This window comes from Chryseobacterium herbae (assembly GCF_025154075.1).
GTDB lineage: Bacteria > Bacteroidota > Bacteroidia > Flavobacteriales > Weeksellaceae > Chryseobacterium > Chryseobacterium herbae.
Genome location: NZ_JAOAMU010000001.1, coordinates 1,223,619 through 1,241,891 on the forward strand (window position 1 = coordinate 1,223,619; position 18,273 = coordinate 1,241,891).

Annotated in this window: 17 protein-coding genes; 4 read left to right on the forward strand and 13 right to left on the reverse strand. The window is 38.4% G+C overall.

Annotated features, from left to right (window positions below; genetic code table 11):
• Nucleotides 1-233: 233 nt before the first annotated feature.
• Nucleotides 234-1,739: a malate dehydrogenase (quinone) gene (gene mqo / locus N0B48_RS05280; protein ID WP_259837262.1), complete on the reverse strand. Its 1,506-nt coding sequence runs from the start codon at nucleotides 1,737-1,739 to the stop codon at nucleotides 234-236.
• 356 nt (nucleotides 1,740-2,095) lie between these two features.
• On the opposite strand from mqo, the gene N0B48_RS05285 reads away from it, so the two are divergent.
• Nucleotides 2,096-3,493: an aminopeptidase P family protein gene (locus N0B48_RS05285; RefSeq protein ID WP_259837263.1), complete on the forward strand. Its 1,398-nt coding sequence runs from the start codon at nucleotides 2,096-2,098 to the stop codon at nucleotides 3,491-3,493.
• A 159-nt stretch (nucleotides 3,494-3,652) separates the two neighbouring features.
• Nucleotides 3,653-4,555, forward strand: coding sequence for an AraC family transcriptional regulator (locus tag N0B48_RS05290; RefSeq protein ID WP_259837264.1), 903 nt, complete (start codon nucleotides 3,653-3,655; stop codon nucleotides 4,553-4,555).
• 60 nt (nucleotides 4,556-4,615) lie between these two features.
• Here the strand turns inward: N0B48_RS05290 and N0B48_RS05295 are convergent, their stop codons facing one another.
• Nucleotides 4,616-5,656: an NAD(P)H-dependent glycerol-3-phosphate dehydrogenase gene (locus N0B48_RS05295; RefSeq protein ID WP_259837265.1), complete on the reverse strand. Its 1,041-nt coding sequence runs from the start codon at nucleotides 5,654-5,656 to the stop codon at nucleotides 4,616-4,618.
• A 226-nt stretch (nucleotides 5,657-5,882) separates the two neighbouring features.
• On the opposite strand from N0B48_RS05295, the gene N0B48_RS05300 reads away from it, so the two are divergent.
• On the forward strand, nucleotides 5,883-6,911 hold the full coding sequence (locus N0B48_RS05300; RefSeq protein ID WP_259837266.1) for a M23 family metallopeptidase: 1,029 nt from the start codon (nucleotides 5,883-5,885) through the stop codon (nucleotides 6,909-6,911).
• Between the two features lie 406 nt (nucleotides 6,912-7,317).
• Here the strand turns inward: N0B48_RS05300 and N0B48_RS05305 are convergent, their stop codons facing one another.
• The 5 genes from N0B48_RS05305 to bamJ all read right to left on the reverse strand — a co-directional run bounded on the left by N0B48_RS05305 (nucleotide 7,318) and on the right by bamJ (nucleotide 11,357).
• On the reverse strand, nucleotides 7,318-8,493 hold the full coding sequence (locus N0B48_RS05305) for an MBL fold metallo-hydrolase (protein WP_259837267.1): 1,176 nt from the start codon (nucleotides 8,491-8,493) through the stop codon (nucleotides 7,318-7,320).
• An 18-nt stretch (nucleotides 8,494-8,511) separates the two neighbouring features.
• Complete coding sequence (locus N0B48_RS05310; RefSeq protein WP_259837269.1) at nucleotides 8,512-9,165, reverse strand: NAD(P)-dependent oxidoreductase; 654 nt, start codon at nucleotides 9,163-9,165, stop codon at nucleotides 8,512-8,514.
• A gap of 58 nt (nucleotides 9,166-9,223) precedes the next feature.
• Nucleotides 9,224-9,634 carry an Rrf2 family transcriptional regulator gene (locus N0B48_RS05315; protein WP_259837272.1) on the reverse strand — a complete coding sequence of 137 codons (411 nt, stop codon included), beginning with the start codon at nucleotides 9,632-9,634 and terminating at the stop codon, nucleotides 9,224-9,226.
• Nucleotides 9,635-9,700: 66 nt separating this feature from the next.
• Nucleotides 9,701-10,651 carry a hypothetical protein gene (locus N0B48_RS05320; protein WP_259837274.1) on the reverse strand — a complete coding sequence of 317 codons (951 nt, stop codon included), beginning with the start codon at nucleotides 10,649-10,651 and terminating at the stop codon, nucleotides 9,701-9,703.
• Between the two features lie 271 nt (nucleotides 10,652-10,922).
• Nucleotides 10,923-11,357: a BamJ family beta-barrel-assembly machinery protein gene (gene bamJ, locus N0B48_RS05325; RefSeq protein WP_259837275.1), complete on the reverse strand. Its 435-nt coding sequence runs from the start codon at nucleotides 11,355-11,357 to the stop codon at nucleotides 10,923-10,925.
• A gap of 330 nt (nucleotides 11,358-11,687) precedes the next feature.
• On the opposite strand from bamJ, the gene N0B48_RS05330 reads away from it, so the two are divergent.
• Nucleotides 11,688-12,692 (forward strand): catalase family protein, encoded by a 1,005-nt coding sequence (locus N0B48_RS05330; protein WP_259837276.1) that lies wholly within the window; start codon nucleotides 11,688-11,690, stop codon nucleotides 12,690-12,692.
• A gap of 191 nt (nucleotides 12,693-12,883) precedes the next feature.
• Here the strand turns inward: N0B48_RS05330 and N0B48_RS05335 are convergent, their stop codons facing one another.
• From N0B48_RS05335 to N0B48_RS05360, 6 genes are all read right to left on the reverse strand, one after another.
• Entirely contained in the window at nucleotides 12,884-13,924 is a 1,041-nt protein-coding gene (locus N0B48_RS05335) for a TerC/Alx family metal homeostasis membrane protein (protein ID WP_259837277.1), read from the reverse strand.
• A 175-nt stretch (nucleotides 13,925-14,099) separates the two neighbouring features.
• Nucleotides 14,100-14,708, reverse strand: coding sequence for a TerD family protein (locus tag N0B48_RS05340; protein WP_259837278.1), 609 nt, complete (start codon nucleotides 14,706-14,708; stop codon nucleotides 14,100-14,102).
• A 59-nt stretch (nucleotides 14,709-14,767) separates the two neighbouring features.
• A complete protein-coding gene (locus N0B48_RS05345) occupies nucleotides 14,768-15,691 on the reverse strand; it encodes a hypothetical protein (protein ID WP_259837279.1) in 924 nt (307 codons plus the stop codon).
• A gap of 40 nt (nucleotides 15,692-15,731) precedes the next feature.
• A complete protein-coding gene (locus tag N0B48_RS05350; RefSeq protein ID WP_259837282.1) occupies nucleotides 15,732-16,898 on the reverse strand; it encodes a toxic anion resistance protein in 1,167 nt (388 codons plus the stop codon).
• Nucleotides 16,899-16,900: 2 nt separating this feature from the next.
• Nucleotides 16,901-17,458, reverse strand: a complete 558-nt coding sequence (locus tag N0B48_RS05355; RefSeq protein ID WP_169236566.1) for a TerD family protein — start codon at nucleotides 17,456-17,458, stop codon at nucleotides 16,901-16,903.
• Nucleotides 17,448-18,272, reverse strand: a complete 825-nt coding sequence (locus N0B48_RS05360; RefSeq protein WP_259837284.1) for a phosphoribosyltransferase family protein — start codon at nucleotides 18,270-18,272, stop codon at nucleotides 17,448-17,450. Before N0B48_RS05360 ends, N0B48_RS05355 begins: the two co-directional genes overlap by 11 nt.
• Nucleotide 18,273: the final 1 nt, after the last annotated feature.

Genomic DNA, 18,273 nt, shown 5'->3' on the forward strand with positions numbered 1-18,273 from the left:
TGAATTTCTAAACATGAAGTTAAGAATTGACCATTCACTTGCGAAGCAAAATTGACCATTCACTTTATAATAATTAAATGGTGAATGGGTCAATTGTGAATTGTGAATTTTTCAATTCTGTCTAAAAGATTCACATTTCACTTGCGAAGCAAAATTCACAATTGACTTTATAATAATTAATGACCTCGATAGTCTGAAATCTGATATCTGCCATCTGAAGTCTAATTCACTATTTAATATTCCAATTCCAGTTTTTCTTTTGTATAATTTCTCACTTTCTCAGTAAGTTCAGCATTGTGAGCTAATTTCTGACCATATGAAGGGACTATTTCCAACAGTTTGTCTTTCCACTCACCCTGTAGTTTTTCAGGGAAGCATTTTTCAAGAACGTTCAGCATGGCATACACCGCAGTGGATGCACCCGGAGAAGCACCCAGCAATGAAGCGATAGTTCCGTTTTTATTCACAACCACCTCAGTTCCGAATTCCAGTTTTCCACCTTCTTTTTCATCTTTTTTGATGATCTGTACTCTCTGTCCGGCTACTTTCAATTCCCAATCTTCTTCGTTAGCGTCTTTGATGAATTCTCTCAGATGCTGCATTCTCTGGGATTTTGTCATGGCTACCTGCTGAATAAGGTATTTCGTCAGAGGAAGATTATGCCACCAGGCACCAAATAATGATTTTAAATTTTTTGTATTAACGCTTTCCGGTAAATCCAAATAACTTCCTTCTTTCAGGAATTTTGTAGAAAATCCGGCAAAAGGTCCGAAAAGTAGGGCTTTTTTACCATCAATAATTCTAAGGTCCAGGTGAGGAACAGACATTGGCGGAGCATCTACAGTCGCCTGAGTATATACTTTAGCGTGATGCTTTTCTACCAGTTCCTGATTATGACTTACCAGCCACTGCCCGGAAACAGGGAAACCTCCGTAACCTTCACTTTCTTTAATATCTGAACTGTCCAAAAGAGGAAGCGCATATCCGCCGGCACCGATGAATACAAAGTCAGCAACAACTTCCTGCTTGTGATTGTGGATTCTGTCTTTCACCTTCATTTCCCACTTTCCGTTTTCTCTCGGATTAACATCTTTTACCTCGTGATATAGGAAAACCTCAACATTGGAATCTTCCAGCAAATGTCTTCCCATTTTTCTGGTTAGCGTTCCAAAATTGACATCGGTCCCCATATCCATTTTGGTAGCTGCCATCACTTCAGACTGATTTCTTTTGCTCATCACCAATGGAAGCCATTCTCTGAGTTGCTCATGATCCATAGAATATTCCATCCCGGAAAACAGAACGGAATCTGCCATTTTCTCATGACGCTTTCTAAGATATTCAGCATCTTTTTCACCGAACACAAGGCTCATATGCGGACATGAATTGATAAAATCTTTAGGATCCTGAACATATCCTTTAGTCACCAGATACGCCCAGAACTGTTTTGACATTTCAAACTGCTCTGCGATACTTTCCGCTTTGGTAATATCAACGGTTCCGTCTGGTTTTTCAGGAGTATAATTCAGTTCACAAAAAGCCGAATGCCCCGTCCCTGCGTTATTCCAGGCTGCTGTACTTTCTTTCGCAAACCTGCCAAGCCTTTCGAATATGGCGATTTCCAGATTGGGATCAAATTCGTGAAGCAGTGTTGCTAAAGTGGCGCTCATGATTCCGCCGCCTATCAGTACAACGTCATATTTTGGTTTCGGTGTTCTGCTTGTAAGCGAGTGTGGCATAATTCTAAAATTTACATCAAATTTCGGGAAAAGTTTTATAAGTATGGATGGGTTTAACGATTTTAACACGTTAATTTTTATTGTTAAAACAGTTTCCGAACAGGCAAAAAATTTCTATGGATACGGTCTATGATTTTCTATCGAAACAAGCAATCAAATCGTTCGTTGATTTCCTGAAATGACCATTTACAGCCAATCCTAAAATTTTACAAAAATTAAGTAAGATCAATTAAAATATATGCTAACTTTAATATCTTAGCTTATAATTTGCCTATACCACCCATATTTTAACCATTCACCTTTATAGGGTTTAATGAATAATCATTTTTGGGGATATTTGCTTAATACTTAATGATATGTTTGAAAAAAAGGTGTACCTCCAAAGACGTGCTGCGTTACAGTCGAAATTAAATTCCGGGATATTGCTCTTTTTGGGTAATGAAGACAGCCCGATGAATTTTAAAGATAATATCTATCATTTCAGACAGGACAGTACCTTTTTGTATTATTTTGGAATCAATGAGCCTTCACTAGCCGCTATCATTGATCTTGACGAAGATGTAACCATTCTCTTCGGAAATGAAATGAGTATTGATGATATTGTATGGATGGGCAGGCAGAAAACATTAGCCGAAAAAAGTGCTGATTCCGGTCTATCAAAAATTCTTCCGTTGGATCAGCTCGGGAACTATCTCAAAAAATATCAGGAGAAAAACCGTTCCGTTCATTTTTTACCGCCTTACCGCCCGGAAAATATAATTAAACTGACGAACTGGTTTAATATCCCTACAGATCAGCTGAAAGAGCGCGCATCATTAAGCTTCATAAAAGCCGTTGTCGCACAGCGTTCAATTAAATCAACTGAGGAAATTGCAGAATTAGACCGTGCAGCAGCAATCTCGGCTGATATCCATTTAATGGTCATGCAACATACAAAACCAGGAATGTACGAACGTGAACTTGCCGCTAAGATACAAAGTGAAGCACTGGCTTCAGGAGGGAATCTGGCTTATCCTGTTATTTTAACGGTTCAGGGGGAAATTCTTCATAATCATTATTATGGCAATCAGCTTAAGGAAGGACAATTGGTTTTAAATGATTCCGGAGTGGAAACCGCTTTAGGATATGCCGGCGACCTTACGCGTACTTTTCCTGTGGGTAAGACATTCAGTGCTGAACAAAAGGATGTGTATGATATTGTACTGAATGCCTATCATCATGCTAAAGACTTATTAGCACCCGGTGTAAGATATCTGGATGTACACCTGGCTTCGTGCAAAATTCTGGCACAGGGATTAAAAGATATCGGTCTGATGAATGGAAATATTGATGATGCCGTACAAGCTGGTGCTCATGCGATGTTTTTTCAATGCGGTACAGGTCATATGATGGGTCTGGATGTTCATGATATGGAAGATTTAGGCGAACAGTACGTAGGTTATACGGATGATCTTATTAAAAATACAACCCAGTTTGGTCTTAAATCTTTAAGATTAGGCAAAGAACTAGAAGCAGGTTATGTACTAACCGTTGAGCCGGGTATTTATATCATTCCTGAACTCATCGACCGTTGGAAAGCATCCAATCAGTTTGCTGAGTATATCAATTACGATAAACTGGAAACATTCAGAAATTTCAGCGGCATCAGAGTGGAAGATGACTTTATGATTACTGACAGTGGAAGCAGAATGTTGGGTAAACATTTGGCCGTAACTACTGAAGAAATCGAATCGATCAGAAGTGAGGCTTACTAAAAAATCTTTTATCGGAGGTATTATTATCATTAGAACTTTCTTCTAAAGGTTTTTTCAAATATTACCAAACTATAGCAGGATTTTAACCCAATTAAATATTCGTTCTGTATTTTTAGGTTAATATTATTAATTTCGCCTAAGTTAATTAGTCAAATTAATATGAAAGTATTGCCATTTACGATCCTTGTACCTCAGGACAAAAGTGTGATATCGGAGTATATCGAACTTCCTTATTTTTACCAGTATCTTCACAGGCACGATGAATGGCAGATTACCTATATAGAAAGCGGTGAAGGAACTTTGATTGCTGGTAATGATATGCACGCTTTCCGTCCCGGAGATGTCTTTGTGATCGGTGCTAAGCTTCCCCATTTATTTAAAAGCAATGCCGAATATTTTGCCGATGACAAAGAAAAGGTGATCAAAGCCTGTTCCGTCTACTTCAACCCCAATGGTATTCTCGCTCCTTTGTTCGGCCTGCCAGAAATGAAGATGGCCTGTGCTTTTTTGAACAAGAATAAGCACGGTTTTAAAGTTCCCTCCGGCGTTGCAGAAGATATAATTCCACAAATATTTACGGTTCATCAGGCAACAGGTGTGGATGTATTATTAAGTTTTGTGAAACTGATTAATACATTACAGGATCTGAATGAAAATATAGAATTGCTCTGTTCCGATCTGTATTCATCCAATTTCAGTGAGAATGAAGGGATGCGGCTGAGTAAAATCATTAATTTCATTACGGACAATTATAGTAATCCTATCTCCCTGGAAGATGTCGCCAACACTGCTTTTATGACGCCACAGGCTTTTTGCAGGTATTTCAAGAAACATACAGGCCATACCTTTATTTCTTTTCTGAATGAAGTAAGGATTAATGCTGCATGTAAAAACCTTATTACCGGAGAAAATGCAGACTGCATTTCAGAAGCGGCCTATAAAGCCGGTTTTAATAGCATTACCAATTTCAACAGGGTATTTAAAAGTATTATTGGTCAGTCTCCAAGAATGTACATCAATACGTACCATAACGTGAGCAAGGTAAACCATATGGATTATTAACAGACAAAAAAACCGCCATTATACTAAATGACGGTTAATTATTTTTAAGTTGTATTAAATTTAATTCAGTTTTGCCGTTAATTTTTTAAACTGCTTTTCCGCATTCTTGCCTTCATAAAGAATGGCGTAAACGGTATCAATGATCGGAAGTTTAAGATGTTTCTGCTTGGCTGTTTTATAGATAGAATCTGCTGCATAATACCCTTCTGCCACCATGTTCATAGACTGGATTGCAGATTTTACGGTATATCCTTTTCCGATAAGGTTTCCTAAGCTTCGGTTTCTGGAGAAAAGAGAATATGCCGTTACCAGAAGATCCCCCAGATAAGCACTTTCGTTCACATCTCTTGGCGCTTCGTATACCGCTTCCAGGAAGATTTCCATTTCACGGATCGCATTAGAAACAAAAACGGCAGTGAAGTTATCCCCATAACCAAGTCCACTTGCTATTCCCGCTCCGATGGCGAAAATATTTTTAAGAATCGCACTGTATTCATTTCCTAAAATATCTTTACTGGAATGTACTTTGATAAAATCTGAACCGAAAATTCCTGCCAGTTTATCAGCTGTCTCATCCTCCACGGCAGCAACGGTAAGGTAAGAAAGTCTTTCCATAGCGACTTCTTCCGCGTGACATGGTCCTGCAATAACAGCCTGGTTTCTGAAGCCGATTTTAAATTCGTCTCTTAAATAATGCGCTACCACATCATTTACTTTAGGAATAATCCCTTTAATTGCAGAAACAAAAATTTTGTCCCCATATTCACAGGTCATTTTATCCATCGTATCCGACAGGTAAATGGAAGGTGTGGCCAATACGATGACATCGCAGGCGCTCACCAACTCGTTGATATCTGTGGTAAGTTTTAGACTTTTAAGATTAAAATTAACGGCTGTAAGATAAGATGGGTTGTGTCCGCGGAGTTCAATAGCTCCTTTTACGAATTCACTTCTTACGCACCAGTGTACCGTTTTACAGTTTTCAACCAGCATTTTTACGATAGCGGTAGCAAAACTTCCGCTTCCTACTACTCCTACAGAAACGTCGTTCTTATTCTTTTTTGGATTAGAAGATTCTGAAATTATTTTCTTTTTAGCCATAATTGGAATGTGAACTGCAAATATATTAAAACAAAGGCGGAACAAGGACTTTGGGACTATGATAAAAACTACTTTCTGAAAAAATTAACACTTCAACACAATTAAATATCTAATTAGACGTTAAATACAAAAAAAACTAACTTTTATTTAAAAATATGCCTCAAATAGTATTTTTAATTAAATTTGCAGGCTTAAAACCGTTTTGTAATTTACTAAGAGAAGAAATATGAAGAAATTTCTAAACAGCAGGAAGAACGTGAATATTCTCCTTGGAGGACTTTTGCTAGTAGTTTTTGCACAGGCTATCTTTATCGCAAGGTTATTTTCTGGAAAGGATGACAAGATGTATGAAGTGAACCTCGTCAAAATAAACACTGAAAAAGACAGTGTAGATTATTTAAAAATGAAAACTGATCTTACCATGGTAGATCAGACTGTAGCTGAGCTGAATTCATTCCTGAAATCCAAAAACATCACAGATCAGAAGCTGATGATCCTCGCCAAAGACAGTATCTCCAATTCTGTATATCTGGCAAAACAGGCCAACCGCTACAGCCAGTACTTAATGAATCTCCAAAAAAAGCTGATGGAAGTTCCCCTGGGAATGCCTACCGATGGATATATCTCCTCTAATTTCGGCATCAGAAAAAATCCAATTCCTTTTAAAACTGTATATGCCTCTGTAAAACCTGGTGCCGCAGAATCCAAGCCCATGGCTGCTGCCGCACCAAAACCGGAAGTAAAAGCTGAACCTGTTGAAAGAATTATTGAATTAACGGACAGCTACGGTAATAAAAGAGAAGTAAAAGTAATGGTCACTCCGAAAGCGGCACCTGCTGCTCCGGCGCCATCTCCAGCAGCTGCTTCAACGAAAGCTGTAGCAGGAAACACCTCAGCGAAAGCGCCGATGGAAAAAAACAATCCACCTGCTGAAGCAGATCAGATGCAGTTCCACAAAGGACTGGACATTGCAGTGGCTTACGGATCAGACGTGAGAGCTGCTGCTGCAGGAACCATTATTTTCTCAGGCCAGAAAGGCGGTTATGGAAACTGTGTCATTGTTTCTCATGGAAATGGACTGGCTACCCTTTACGGTCACCTTTCACAACTGGTTTCAAAAGTAAATGAGAAAGTAAAAGTAGGACAGGTTATCGCCAAATCCGGTAACTCCGGACGTTCTACAGGCCCACACCTTCACTACGAAGTACACAAAAATAACACCCCGGTCAATCCGAAACTGTTTATGAATTTATAAAAAAAATGGCTGTCTGTTGGACGGCCATTTTTTATGTAATAACATCAAAATAAAATCTGTGTATTCTGAGAAATGTGTGGGAGATTCTATGGAGAATTATTTTATAAGACAATTTTTTTAAACCATTAAGATCCTATTAAGCTTTTAAGAATATTAAGTTGAGCTACGCCTTAAGCAGTGCTGATTTAAAAATCTATTTGATTTTTCTTAATGGAACTTAACCTCTTCAATATTCTTAATGGTTCAAATTAAAATCGGTGCCTTTTGTGGTTTAAATAATTGAAGTGCATGGGGGCTTCGGGAGCCTCAGCCCCCAGAAATGCTTGTCACCAATGATCTTGTTGTCGGAAAGTATCCTGTATTATTAATAAAAAAAACTGCTATCATTAGACAGCAGTTTCTATAATTATTTCAGAATTTTAAGCGTTCCTTTCAGATGCGTAAAAGATCCGTTCGGTTCTGCAATATTGGTATAAATAATATTCTTGTTATAATCCTGAATGTGGGTAACATTAGAACCCAGTTTAGGTTCATGCCAGTACACCATAAAGACATTTCTGGATAATTCTGTCGCCGTATACTGTACGGTATCCGTATTTCCCTTTACATTTCCGGAAACTCCTGTGAAGGACATTTCTTTATTGTTTTTGAAATCCAGAACGAATTTAAATGTTCCGAAATCTACTTCCACTTTGTTGCCTATTGCCGGATAAGGTGACTTCAGGTCCCAGTTGATTTCTCCAAAGAAAACTTTCGCTCCCATTTCCAGTTCATCTTTTCCGTGAAGATCAGGATATTGTTTCACCATAAAATCTACAACACCTGAAGATGTTTTGTTTTCAGTGACTGCCTTTTTATAATTTTCCAGATAGTTTTTAACGAAATCCAGAGCCTGTGGAGACAGAGATAATTTTGCAAAATGGGAAGGAACTACCTGTTCAGGCTTTAATGCCTTCATCGCATCAATCTGTCCGATCCACTGATCAATGGCTTTGACATTCTGTGTATCTGCCATCCATATATGGGAATCTACGGAAACAGAAATACCGCCGGCCACTGTTTTTAAAGATGGAATCCATACAAAACTATGTGCAGGATCTTCAGCATTCTGTCTGATCTCAATTTTATTTCCTTCCAGATCAGGAATAGCACTGGAAGCTTCCGGAACAATGATCCCTGAGGGAGCATCTTCTTTCAACTGTGGTTTCCATACCGCCATCTTATCATCTTTTGAAGCAGATATAAGATACGCGGTTTGTGCTGTGGAAATGATTTTTACATTGGGAAATGCTTTTTTGATCACATCAAGTCCAAAATAAAAATCCGGGTCGCTGTGGGAAATAAAAACGGTCTTCAGATTTTTTCCTGTTGCTTTAATTTCCTTCACCAACTGTTCTGCATACTGCTTCTGAAACTGGGCATCGATGAGCATAGCATCTTTATCTCCGTAAATAATGGTCGAAGTAATAGGAAAAATAGCTTTGGAACCTGGATTGTATACTTTGATCTTCAAATTTCCTGCGAACATCATACTTATCAATCCCAGCACTGCTGCCAGTGATAATAATTTCTTTTTTAACATTGTCTCTTTTTTTATGAATTAATAAGCTGCTGTAAAACGCTCGCGGATATGGTTGTTCTGTTCCAGTTCGTCTACCAATACGGCTGCGACATCTTCTACAGAAAGACGGCTTCTTCCGTTTTCGTCAAAAACAGGTGTTTCCAGAGAGGTTCTGTATTTTCCGGTTCTTTCCCCTACATTCGCCTGACTCATTTCGATAGCCGGGCTGAAGAATGTCCAGTCAAGCGTATTATTTTCTTTGATTTTGTTTAAATAATCTCTTGCTGCCGTTGCACCCGGTTTGTAAGCTTCAGGGAAATCGGGCGTATCTACGATTTGTATATTGTCCGGTGTATAAAGACTTCCGGCTCCTCCTACTACGATCAGTCTTTTTACGCCTGACTGTTCAACTGCTTTTTCAATATTTACGGAACCGTTCAGGAAATCGTTATATAGATTTGGGTTCGTCCAGCCTGCGTTGAATGCACTGATTACCGCATCACTTCCTTTCAAAGCTTCCGCAAGTTCTTCCGTATTGTTTACATCGACACTTTTTGCTGTTACATTTTCTTTGGATTCTACTTTAGAAGCGTCTCTTACCAAAGCTTCTACCGCATATCCTCTTGATGTTAATTCGTTTACTACTTTTGTTCCTACAAAACCGGTCGCACCGATTACTGATACTTTTTTCATACTATTTTATTTTAAATTAATTGTAATAACTTTTGTTACATTTACGGGTAAAAAATTTTTATTCAAACTGATCGCTGAATTCCTGCAATGACTTATCTCCTAAAAAGTTAATTACCAACTGATCTGTTTCTTCAAACAGTGTATTTAAATGAACATTGACTTCTTTTCCTACGCTGCATGCCGGATTGGGATTCTGATTCTTTTTCCCCAAAACATCCGTATTTTTCACTGATCTGTAAATCTCCGAAATGCTGATTTGATCTGCATTTCTCGCCAACTGAGTTCCTCCGTCTTTTCCCTGTCTGCTTATAATCAAACCAGCTTCTCTCAATACGCTTAACTCCTTTCTTACAATCACCGGATTTACATTCACGCTGCCCGCAATCCATTCAGAAGTGAGCCACTCCTGAGGACTTTTAGCCAACAAGGTCAAAATATGTATCGCCGTAGCAAATCTTGTATTGTTCATTTTAATTACAGGGCAAAGATAGACAAATTTTTAACTGTAACAAATTTTATTACAGTTAAATTTTTCTTAAAGAATTAATTTGTCCAGATCCAACAGCAGATAATTGATATTCTGATTGATCGTTCTCGTGGCCGATTGCATCTGATTGAGCATCGCTGCCCGGTTGTGAAGATCATCGGCCCTGTAAAAACCTCCGTCGCTGAAAATCACAGACTGATCAGCTTCCGTTGTGCTGTCGTCAAACTGGTAATGAAGCCATCTCTCCTTCATGCTGCTGATAATGGAATGTTTTTCTTTATTGGAAAACTTTTTCTCCGTATACATATACCAGATGAATGGCGGAAAATTCGGAGACTCCAGTTTTTCTCTCCAGATATCTCTCAAAAGATTTCGTTGGTGAATAAACTCTACTTTTTTCCCTTTCGGATTCAGCGTGGCAAGACCGAAACCGGCTCCCACAACACCCCCACTGATATCAATCGCGTTGCTCCATCCTCCATCGGATACAATACCGCCGGCAATGGATGCTGCAGCACCCGTTACAATGGAATAAAGGATCATTTTATTGTTTCTGGAATCATTGAGGTTATCTACATAATTTCCGATCTGCGCTACCCTTTCTCCCTCACAGTCAAATTCTGCGGCTACGGCATCCAATTCTGTCAACGCAATTGTGATTTTACTGTTGATCTTGCTTTTAAGCTGTAAAACTTTGACCTGGGCGGCTATGGAAGAGTCTTTTTTCAAATCAATGATCTTATGAACTTCATCAAGGTTATCGAGGGCATTCAGGATAAGAATACTCTGATCAGAAAACATTTCCTGCAGTTCTTTATTAGCCGCTAAAATAGAATCCGAATTATAGGACGGAACCCTGTTACTGTAGTTATACTGAAAAGGTGCTTTGCAGTAGCTGTCTTTCAGCGTAAGGATGTTCTGCCTGATGACCTGGTTCTTTTTTGAAACACAGGAAGTCAATAAGCTGAATACGGCCAAAAGGTAAAAGAGTTTTTTCATTCAGTTTATATTTTTTCTTTGTGTGGTGTGGTGGTTGGATAATCGCAAAGGACGCAAGTCTTTTAAACAAATTCGAACGCTTTAAGGCGCGAGGATTTTATTTTCTATAAAATTTAATCTGCCTATTTTGTACAATGTTCTTTGATTCGCAAAAATCCTTTAAAAAAATTTACAGCCATCTTCGTTCTTTGAAATTGATCCATACGAATATAGTACAAATAAAAAAATTTACCTGAATTCAGGTAAATTTTTAAGCTATTTTTAAGCAGGATTATTTAATATCCAGCAATTCCACTTCGAAAACCAATGTAGAATTCGGTCCGATTTCTTTGCTGATCTGCTGATCTCCATAGGCTAAGTGCGGAGGAATAATTAATCTCCATTTGCTTCCAACAGACATTAGCTGAAGTGCTTCCGTCCATCCTTTAATCACCTTGTTTAAAGGGAAAGATGCCGGCGTTCCTCTTTTTACAGAGCTGTCGAAAATCTTACCGGAAATCGTAGTTCCGTGGTAATGGCATTTTACTGTGGATTTAGGTCCCGGCTGTGCACCATCGCCTTCGGTAATGATCTCGTATTGTAAACCGCTTGGCAATTGTACAACACTTTCTCTTTTACCGTATTCCACCATGTATTCCTTACCGTCATTAAGGTTCTTCTCTGCCTGTTCTTTTTTCTTTTTAAATAACATATCTGCTACTCCCATTGTTGATATTTTTTACAAAGATAGGGGTTTTTGAGAAGATGGAAGGATGGGAGTTATGGTGGTGGGTGGTAGGATACGAGTTACGGGATACGAGGTTTTAGTTGCGGGTTTAATGTATAATTAAGAAAATAAATTTAAAAGCCTTTTGGTTAAAGGCTAAACCAGGAGTCCTTCCCTCTTCCGGCTCCAGTCTTCCATCTTTTCAGTTAAAATACAGATTAGCAACAACTTCTGCCCCAACCTCCCTGTCTGCTGCAAAATTCAAATAATTTTAACATTAGGTTAACGCGGATTCAGAAACTTGGCGTTATAATTGAATTTAAAAACTAAATGCCAGAACCACTAAAATATAATAAGAAATTTGACGAGCTCACCGAAGAGGAAAAAAAGCTTTTCGAAATCAATAAAAAGACCATTGCTGATTTCGTTGAACAGTCTTCTTCCATAAGTGATGTCGACTATGCCACCAGAAATGCCCATGCAAAAACTTATGCCGCAGCTGATGGTACATTTTTAATTGATAAAAACATTCCTGAAGAACTTCTTCCTTTTTTTGACATTGAAAAATTTGATTTAACCATCAGACTTTCCAATGCCAATCTGAAAATTAAGAACTCAGAAAAAGATATTCCTGCTTACGGATTTGCCGTCAAAATAAAGGACGAGAAAGGCGGACTGATCGCGAATTTCCCTTTGGTTAATTTTCCTCTATTTCCCACCAATTCAGTTTCCCATTTTCTGAAATTGTTTACTGCGGTAAACCGGTTTTACATGAAAAAATGGAGCAGTTTCTTTTCACTGGCCACTCAGATGCTCAAAGTAATTCCTTCCGTTTGTACGTTGTCGTTTGCTAGAAATATTTTAAAACTGCTGGGAAAAAGAAATGATTTTATTCTGTCTTTTGATTATCATTCTGTAGGCGCGTACCGTTTTGGTGACCACATGATCAAAATAAAGCTGGTTCCAAAATCTGTAGATAAAAATTTTGGTAAGAAATTAAAAATGAAGGAAGCCCTGAAAAATTATTTCCAGGATCATGATTATACCACCGATGTTCTTATTCAGTTTTGTTATAACCTGAAAGACCAGCCGATCAACAGATTGAATGTAGAATGGAAAAATTCTCCCTTTATTAAAATCGGGGAAGTAAAAATAAACAAAGGTCAGCTTCTGGATCCTCCTAACTGCACCACTGAGCTCCTTTCATTCAATCCATTTGAAAGCAAGATCTTTTTCCAGCCTGTAGGAAAAATTCAGAAACTGCGTGATGAAGCGTATAAAGTCTCTGTGCAGACCAGGAGGAAAATTAATAAGCTGCTGCACAAACATCAATGATGATTGATGTGAATGGTGAAGGGTCAATTGTGAATGGTGAATTTCTAAAAACACAGTTAAGAATTGACAATTCACTTGCGAAGCAAAATTGACCATTGACGTGATCATCATGAATTCTGGTGTTTTTTTTTGAAATAAAAAAAGGCTTTACAGATTGTAAAGCCTTTTACTATAATAAGGTTTTGTTGTTTTTATTTTTCTGATTTCTCTTTTTCCTCATCTTCCTTTTCAGGGAACATAATGGATATAAGAACAGAAAGCACCAATACTCCTCCTACGATTCCCAACGAAACCGGAGACGGAATATGAATCCATGGTGCGATCAGCATTTTTACCCCGATAAATGACAGGATAATCGCCAGTCCATAAGGAAGCTTGCTGAACATATGGATAAAGTTCGCCAATAGGAAATATAAAGATCTTAATCCTAAGATCGCGAAAATATTCGATGTATACAGGATGAACGGGTCATTGGAGATCGCAAAAATCGCCGGAATAGAGTCTACCGCGAAAAGAACGTCGGTAAATTCAATAACCCCAACCACTACTAGAAGCGGTGTTGCCATTTTGATTCCGTTTTGGATCGTGAAGAATTTATCACCATCATAATTATCGGAAACTTTCCAGAAGCTTTTGATCAGTCTTGCACCGGCAGTGTTGCTGTAATCTTCGTCGTCATCGTCGCCTCCGTCACCCCAGGATTTGATCCCGGCATAGACAAGGAACAGACCGAATAGGGCCATTACCACGTTGATCTGTACTGCTTTTCCGAAAACATTCATTTCAGGAAGATACGTCAGGTTAATCAATCCAACTCCAGCAAAGATAAATATCGCTCTGAATACCAATGCTCCAATAATTCCCCAGAAGAGCACTTTGTGGTGAAGATATTTCGGAACTTTAAAGAACCCGAAAACAAGGATAAATACGAATAAGTTATCCACAGAGAGGGCCTTTTCAATCCAGTAGGCAGCCTGATACTGCGTAAATTTCTCTACGGCTATAGCATGACTTCCTGCAGTTCCGTCTGTATTGAAAACCCAATACACTACTCCGGAGAATATCATGGATAGTGAAATCCATACGATAGACCAGATGGTAGCTTCTTTGGATGATACTTCATGGCTTTTTTTGTTGAATACTCCTAAATCCAGGAGCAGCATGATAACTACCGTTATCGCAAATCCCCACACCAAGCCCGGGTGCAATTCTAAAATACTTTGATGTTCCACTTCAGTTTATGTTATTATATGATAAAAGCAATAGATGTACAGTATGCACAAATATTGCTAATTTTTAATGTTTTTTATTTGATATCAATAGGGTCAATAATTTTGAGCTCAAGCCTGTAAAACTATTCATTTTTTTTGAATGAACCAAAGCTCATTCTTACTGATGATCTACTGATTATAAATAATTGGCCTGAACCGTCTGGATCGTCTGTTCCAGCTTTCTGTCTGAAGTAGGATCTCCGATCGCGTTGAATTTCCATTCTCCGTTTCTTTTGTAGAAAACGCCCATTACCATGGCAACGTGTCCTTTGAAAGAAGCATCATTAGCGATATCATATTTAGCGAAAACCTCTCTTACATTGGTAGGCGTTCCTTCATAGATACGGATAGAAGCGAAAGGAATTGTTCCGAAATCCTGTCCCTGGTAGCTGTTCAGTACCAATGCCACATATTCTACATTCGGTTCCAGCTGGCTGAAATCTACCGTGATCACTTCATTATCCAATCCGTCATCTCCATTTACGTCTCCGGTAAGGTCATCACCGCTATGTTTTACAGAACCGTTTCTTGATTTCAGGTTTCCGAAATAAATCACTTCCGTAAGCGTTTTGGTTGAATCAAATAAGATACAGCTTCCATCTAAGTCTACTGCTTCTTTTTTAGTTCCGAAAAGTCCTTTTTTCTCAATTGCTCCCCAGTTGATTCCCACACAGGCTTGGGTAAGCTCGGCACCGTTTTCCTTTTTCAGGTTGATTCTTTGACCTTTTTGTAAGTTAATAGCCATCTTTTTATGTTTAATATTGTTATGTATTCTAAGGCGAAATGATTGGTTTTTCTTTCGCTTTAATTATTATTCAAATTTAAATTAAGCATTGCGCGCAGGATATTCGTTTCTTCGTCGAAATCAAATATTTTGCTCATAATATCTATATTTTCCAGGTTTTTGAGATAGTCTTTCAGCACATTTCCCACTTCTGCAGGAATCGTTCTTTTCCTTTCAGTAATGGTGTTTTCCAGCAGATCATTTTTACTTTTCAGCTGATTGATAATTGAACTCTGATTCGACTGGTTCTCGGAAACATCCAGTTTTTCAAGATCCCCGTCAAACAGGTAGAGTTTTTTATCATCGATGCCGAAAATAAAATAATCATCGGACTGAAATATCTTGAAGAGCTCATACTCATAAGTCCCGATCAGATAACCGCAGACAAAACGTACTTTAAAACTCTGGATATTCAGTCTTCCCAAAAGCTTCCTTTCTATCGTATAATCTTTGTACTGATAGGCCGGAAAAGGCTGGGGCTTGAGCTGTTCTTCATCTGCATTGTTCCTGTAGAATTCCTGTCCGTATTTTTTATGGAAATACAGGACATTGTTCCAGTCTGCCGTAAAAATATCTTCGGTAAGGTCTTTATAAAGCATTTTCAGATGCTGGGAAAATATACCGCTGTACATCTTCCGGTCGGTCTGAAAACTGTCTACCCTTCTTTCCTCGAACCCTTCAATATATTTATTATTAACGTCTATTTCATTAATTACAGCCAGCATATCATTTTCCTTCTGCCGCTTTATTTTGGTGAGAAGTTCTATGAGGCTGTCGGTATACTGCAGGTGGAAAAGTTCCAGCTTATTGTAGTCCAGCGCTGTATTTTCCTGAAACAAATTGTGGATGATATCCGTTTTAATGTAAATAGATATGATATCAATATGTTCAAAAAAATTAGCAAGAAGTTTAAGCTTTGTTAATCTTCTTTTGCTCTGAGACATTATGGTTGCTGCATCATCCCCCACCTTGGTATCCTGTTAATTAACCTCTGACGTTTGCTTTTAATTCATGCTCCAGTGTCTGAAGATCCTGATCCAGTTTTCTTCTTCCTTCGGCACCCTGTTTTTGGATCTGTTTCACTTCATTCAATGTATTAATAAGCATTGAAGTCGTTTCTCTCAATGTTTCTACAGATACGATCGTCTGCTCGTTGGCTCTCGCTACATTCACTGAATTCTGACCCAGACGTTCTGCATTTTTCTTCAGAATCGCTTCCGTAGTAGAAGATACCTTCTGCTGGATCTCGATATTCTGCTGCTGTCTGTACATCGCTACTGCCAGTGAAAGCTGGTTTTTCCAAACCGGAAGTGTTGTGGTAAGGATCGTCTGTGCTTTTTCAGCGATAGAAACGTTGTTATTCTGTACCAGTCTGATCTGTGGAAGGGATTGCATCATGATGATACGCACCACTTTAAGATCAGCCATTCTTCGGTCTAATCTCGCGATAAAATCTCTCTTATCCGCGATCTGGTAATCCTGGTAGGTCTGCGGATCCGCTTCCATTTGCGCTAATTCTGCAGCAGCTCTTTCCATTCTTACATTTCCTGCGATCACCAATTCTTCAATAGCCTTAATGGAATTCACATTGCTCTCAAAAATAGTCTGAAGAACAGCGTTATCTTTGGTAGAAGTGATGATTCCTGCATTTACTTTATGAGCAATTTGCTCGATATTGTTGATGATCTTATCATATTTCGTGAACAGATTTTCCACCTGCGTGATCACCTTTTTCATGAACGGGATCTTGCTCAGAAAGCTTTTCACTTTATTCTGCTGAAGCTCATCAACATCTACGTAGTTTAATTCTACCAATAGGTCATTGATAAGTACGCCCACTTCCCCTGAGTTGGATCTTCTTACATTTCCTAAGAAGCTATCACTCTGATTGGATAAAGTTTTCTGAAGCTCAGCTCCGTAATTCACGATGGAACCAGGATTGGTCTCATCAATAGAATTGGCAAGAACTTCATATTTCTTACGCTCTTCTATCTGCAACTGAGTCAGATTTACATTCCCTTCTCTGTCCACAAGAACTGCCGGTGCTATATTTTGTACAGGCTGGCTCGGTGGAGTCGGAGCAGGTTCGAATGTTTTAAGAGGTTCAATGGATCCCATTGGATCTATAGGTTGATTTTCCTGATTGTCCATAATTACTTTTGATAAATTGATACGAATTTGTCAAGGCCGTCTCTCTGTCCTGCCCCAACAGCTTCAAATTTCCATTCTCCGTTCTTGTTGTAGATTCTTCCGAATTCTACAGCCGTTTCAATAGAGAAATCTTCATCTAATTCATATTTCAGAATTTCTTCGTTCGTCTCTGAGTTGAAAATTCTGATGAAAGAATTTCTCACCTGTCCGAAGTTCTGCTTTCTTGCATCAGCATCGTGGATGGTTACCACTACTGTAATTTCCTGAATAGCTGCATCTATTTTTGTAAGATCGATCTTGATCTGCTCATCATCTCCTGAACCTTCACCGGTAAGGTTGTCTCCTGTGTGGATCACAGATTTGTCTGGAGATTCTAAATTATTATAGAAAATAAAGTGACTGTCTGAAACCAGTTTTTTGTCCTCGCCCAACAAAAATAATGAAGCGTCAAGGTCAAAACCTGTTCCTGTAGAAGTATTATTGATATCCCATCCTAAACCTACTGTGAATTTAGGTGCGTTAATGTTTTCTCTCTGTCCTTTTTGTAAGTTAATAGCCATAATATAGTTCCGTTTGTGTTAAAGTATTGATGTTATTTTCGTATTCTTTTATTAAATGATAATTGTTGCTGATCGCCAGCTCCAGAAGCAGGTCCATCTGCTCCTTTTTTACTTTAGACGTAAGATAGTCAAAATTACTTGAATCCAGGCCTAAAATATATTTCACGATCCTTGTGTTAAATTCAAAACTCGGCTTTATCATTACTTCTGCCACGTGTTTGATATTTTTCACAGCATAATAATTAAAGTGGTTTTCAATTTTCGGATCGATGTCAAAATTCATCAGTTCCGCATAATAGAGGAACATAAAATCTGCCTCTACCTGATATTCGTTCAAAATCCTGTTCACCGTAAACTCATGGCTTCCCGTGATTTTTATATCGTCTATAAAAATACAAAGTTTTCCGCGTAAAAAATCCTTATCGATATAATAAGTATCATTCGCGATCAGATTTTTACGGTCTTCAAAATTAAGATTCCCATAATCCGTGATATATGTGTGATTACGGTTGATTTTTGAGATAATACTGGATCTCATTCCTTTCTGAAACAGGTACAGATCCAGATGCTTTTTAAAGAAAAAACATAAAAAATTGGAAGCCGTAGGAATGGCCATATACGGACTTGGAAGAACCACGATCTCTTTTTCTGTATTTAAAAGTTCCGCATGTTCTGCAATAAATCCGTCGAATAATTCTTTAGCAAACTTTTCAGCATACGACTTATCGCCATATTTGAAATAGCTGTATTCTGCGGGTGAAAAAGTGAACTCATCCGCCGAATGAATGTGGTGTAAGCTGTATCTTTTATTCATA

Excerpts from the sequence above, each read along its gene's own strand:
- mqo (WP_259837262.1), bottom strand. The coding sequence starts at position 1,739 with ATGCCACACTCGCTTACAAGCAGAACACCGAAACCAAAATATGACGTT.
- N0B48_RS05285 (WP_259837263.1), top strand. The coding sequence starts at position 2,096 with ATGTTTGAAAAAAAGGTGTACCTCCAAAGACGTGCTGCGTTACAGTCG.
- N0B48_RS05290 (WP_259837264.1), top strand. The coding sequence starts at position 3,653 with ATGAAAGTATTGCCATTTACGATCCTTGTACCTCAGGACAAAAGTGTG.
- N0B48_RS05295 (WP_259837265.1), bottom strand. The coding sequence starts at position 5,656 with ATGGCTAAAAAGAAAATAATTTCAGAATCTTCTAATCCAAAAAAGAAT.
- N0B48_RS05300 (WP_259837266.1), top strand. The coding sequence starts at position 5,883 with ATGAAGAAATTTCTAAACAGCAGGAAGAACGTGAATATTCTCCTTGGA.
- N0B48_RS05305 (WP_259837267.1), bottom strand. The coding sequence starts at position 8,493 with ATGTTAAAAAAGAAATTATTATCACTGGCAGCAGTGCTGGGATTGATA.
- N0B48_RS05310 (WP_259837269.1), bottom strand. The coding sequence starts at position 9,165 with ATGAAAAAAGTATCAGTAATCGGTGCGACCGGTTTTGTAGGAACAAAA.
- N0B48_RS05315 (WP_259837272.1), bottom strand. The coding sequence starts at position 9,634 with ATGAACAATACAAGATTTGCTACGGCGATACATATTTTGACCTTGTTG.
- N0B48_RS05320 (WP_259837274.1), bottom strand. The coding sequence starts at position 10,651 with ATGAAAAAACTCTTTTACCTTTTGGCCGTATTCAGCTTATTGACTTCC.
- bamJ (WP_259837275.1), bottom strand. The coding sequence starts at position 11,357 with ATGGGAGTAGCAGATATGTTATTTAAAAAGAAAAAAGAACAGGCAGAG.
- N0B48_RS05330 (WP_259837276.1), top strand. The coding sequence starts at position 11,688 with ATGCCAGAACCACTAAAATATAATAAGAAATTTGACGAGCTCACCGAA.
- N0B48_RS05340 (WP_259837278.1), bottom strand. The coding sequence starts at position 14,708 with ATGGCTATTAACTTACAAAAAGGTCAAAGAATCAACCTGAAAAAGGAA.
- N0B48_RS05345 (WP_259837279.1), bottom strand. The coding sequence starts at position 15,691 with ATGTCTCAGAGCAAAAGAAGATTAACAAAGCTTAAACTTCTTGCTAAT.
- N0B48_RS05350 (WP_259837282.1), bottom strand. The coding sequence starts at position 16,898 with ATGGACAATCAGGAAAATCAACCTATAGATCCAATGGGATCCATTGAA.
- N0B48_RS05355 (WP_169236566.1), bottom strand. The coding sequence starts at position 17,458 with ATGGCTATTAACTTACAAAAAGGACAGAGAGAAAACATTAACGCACCT.
- N0B48_RS05360 (WP_259837284.1), bottom strand. The coding sequence starts at position 18,272 with ATGAATAAAAGATACAGCTTACACCACATTCATTCGGCGGATGAGTTC.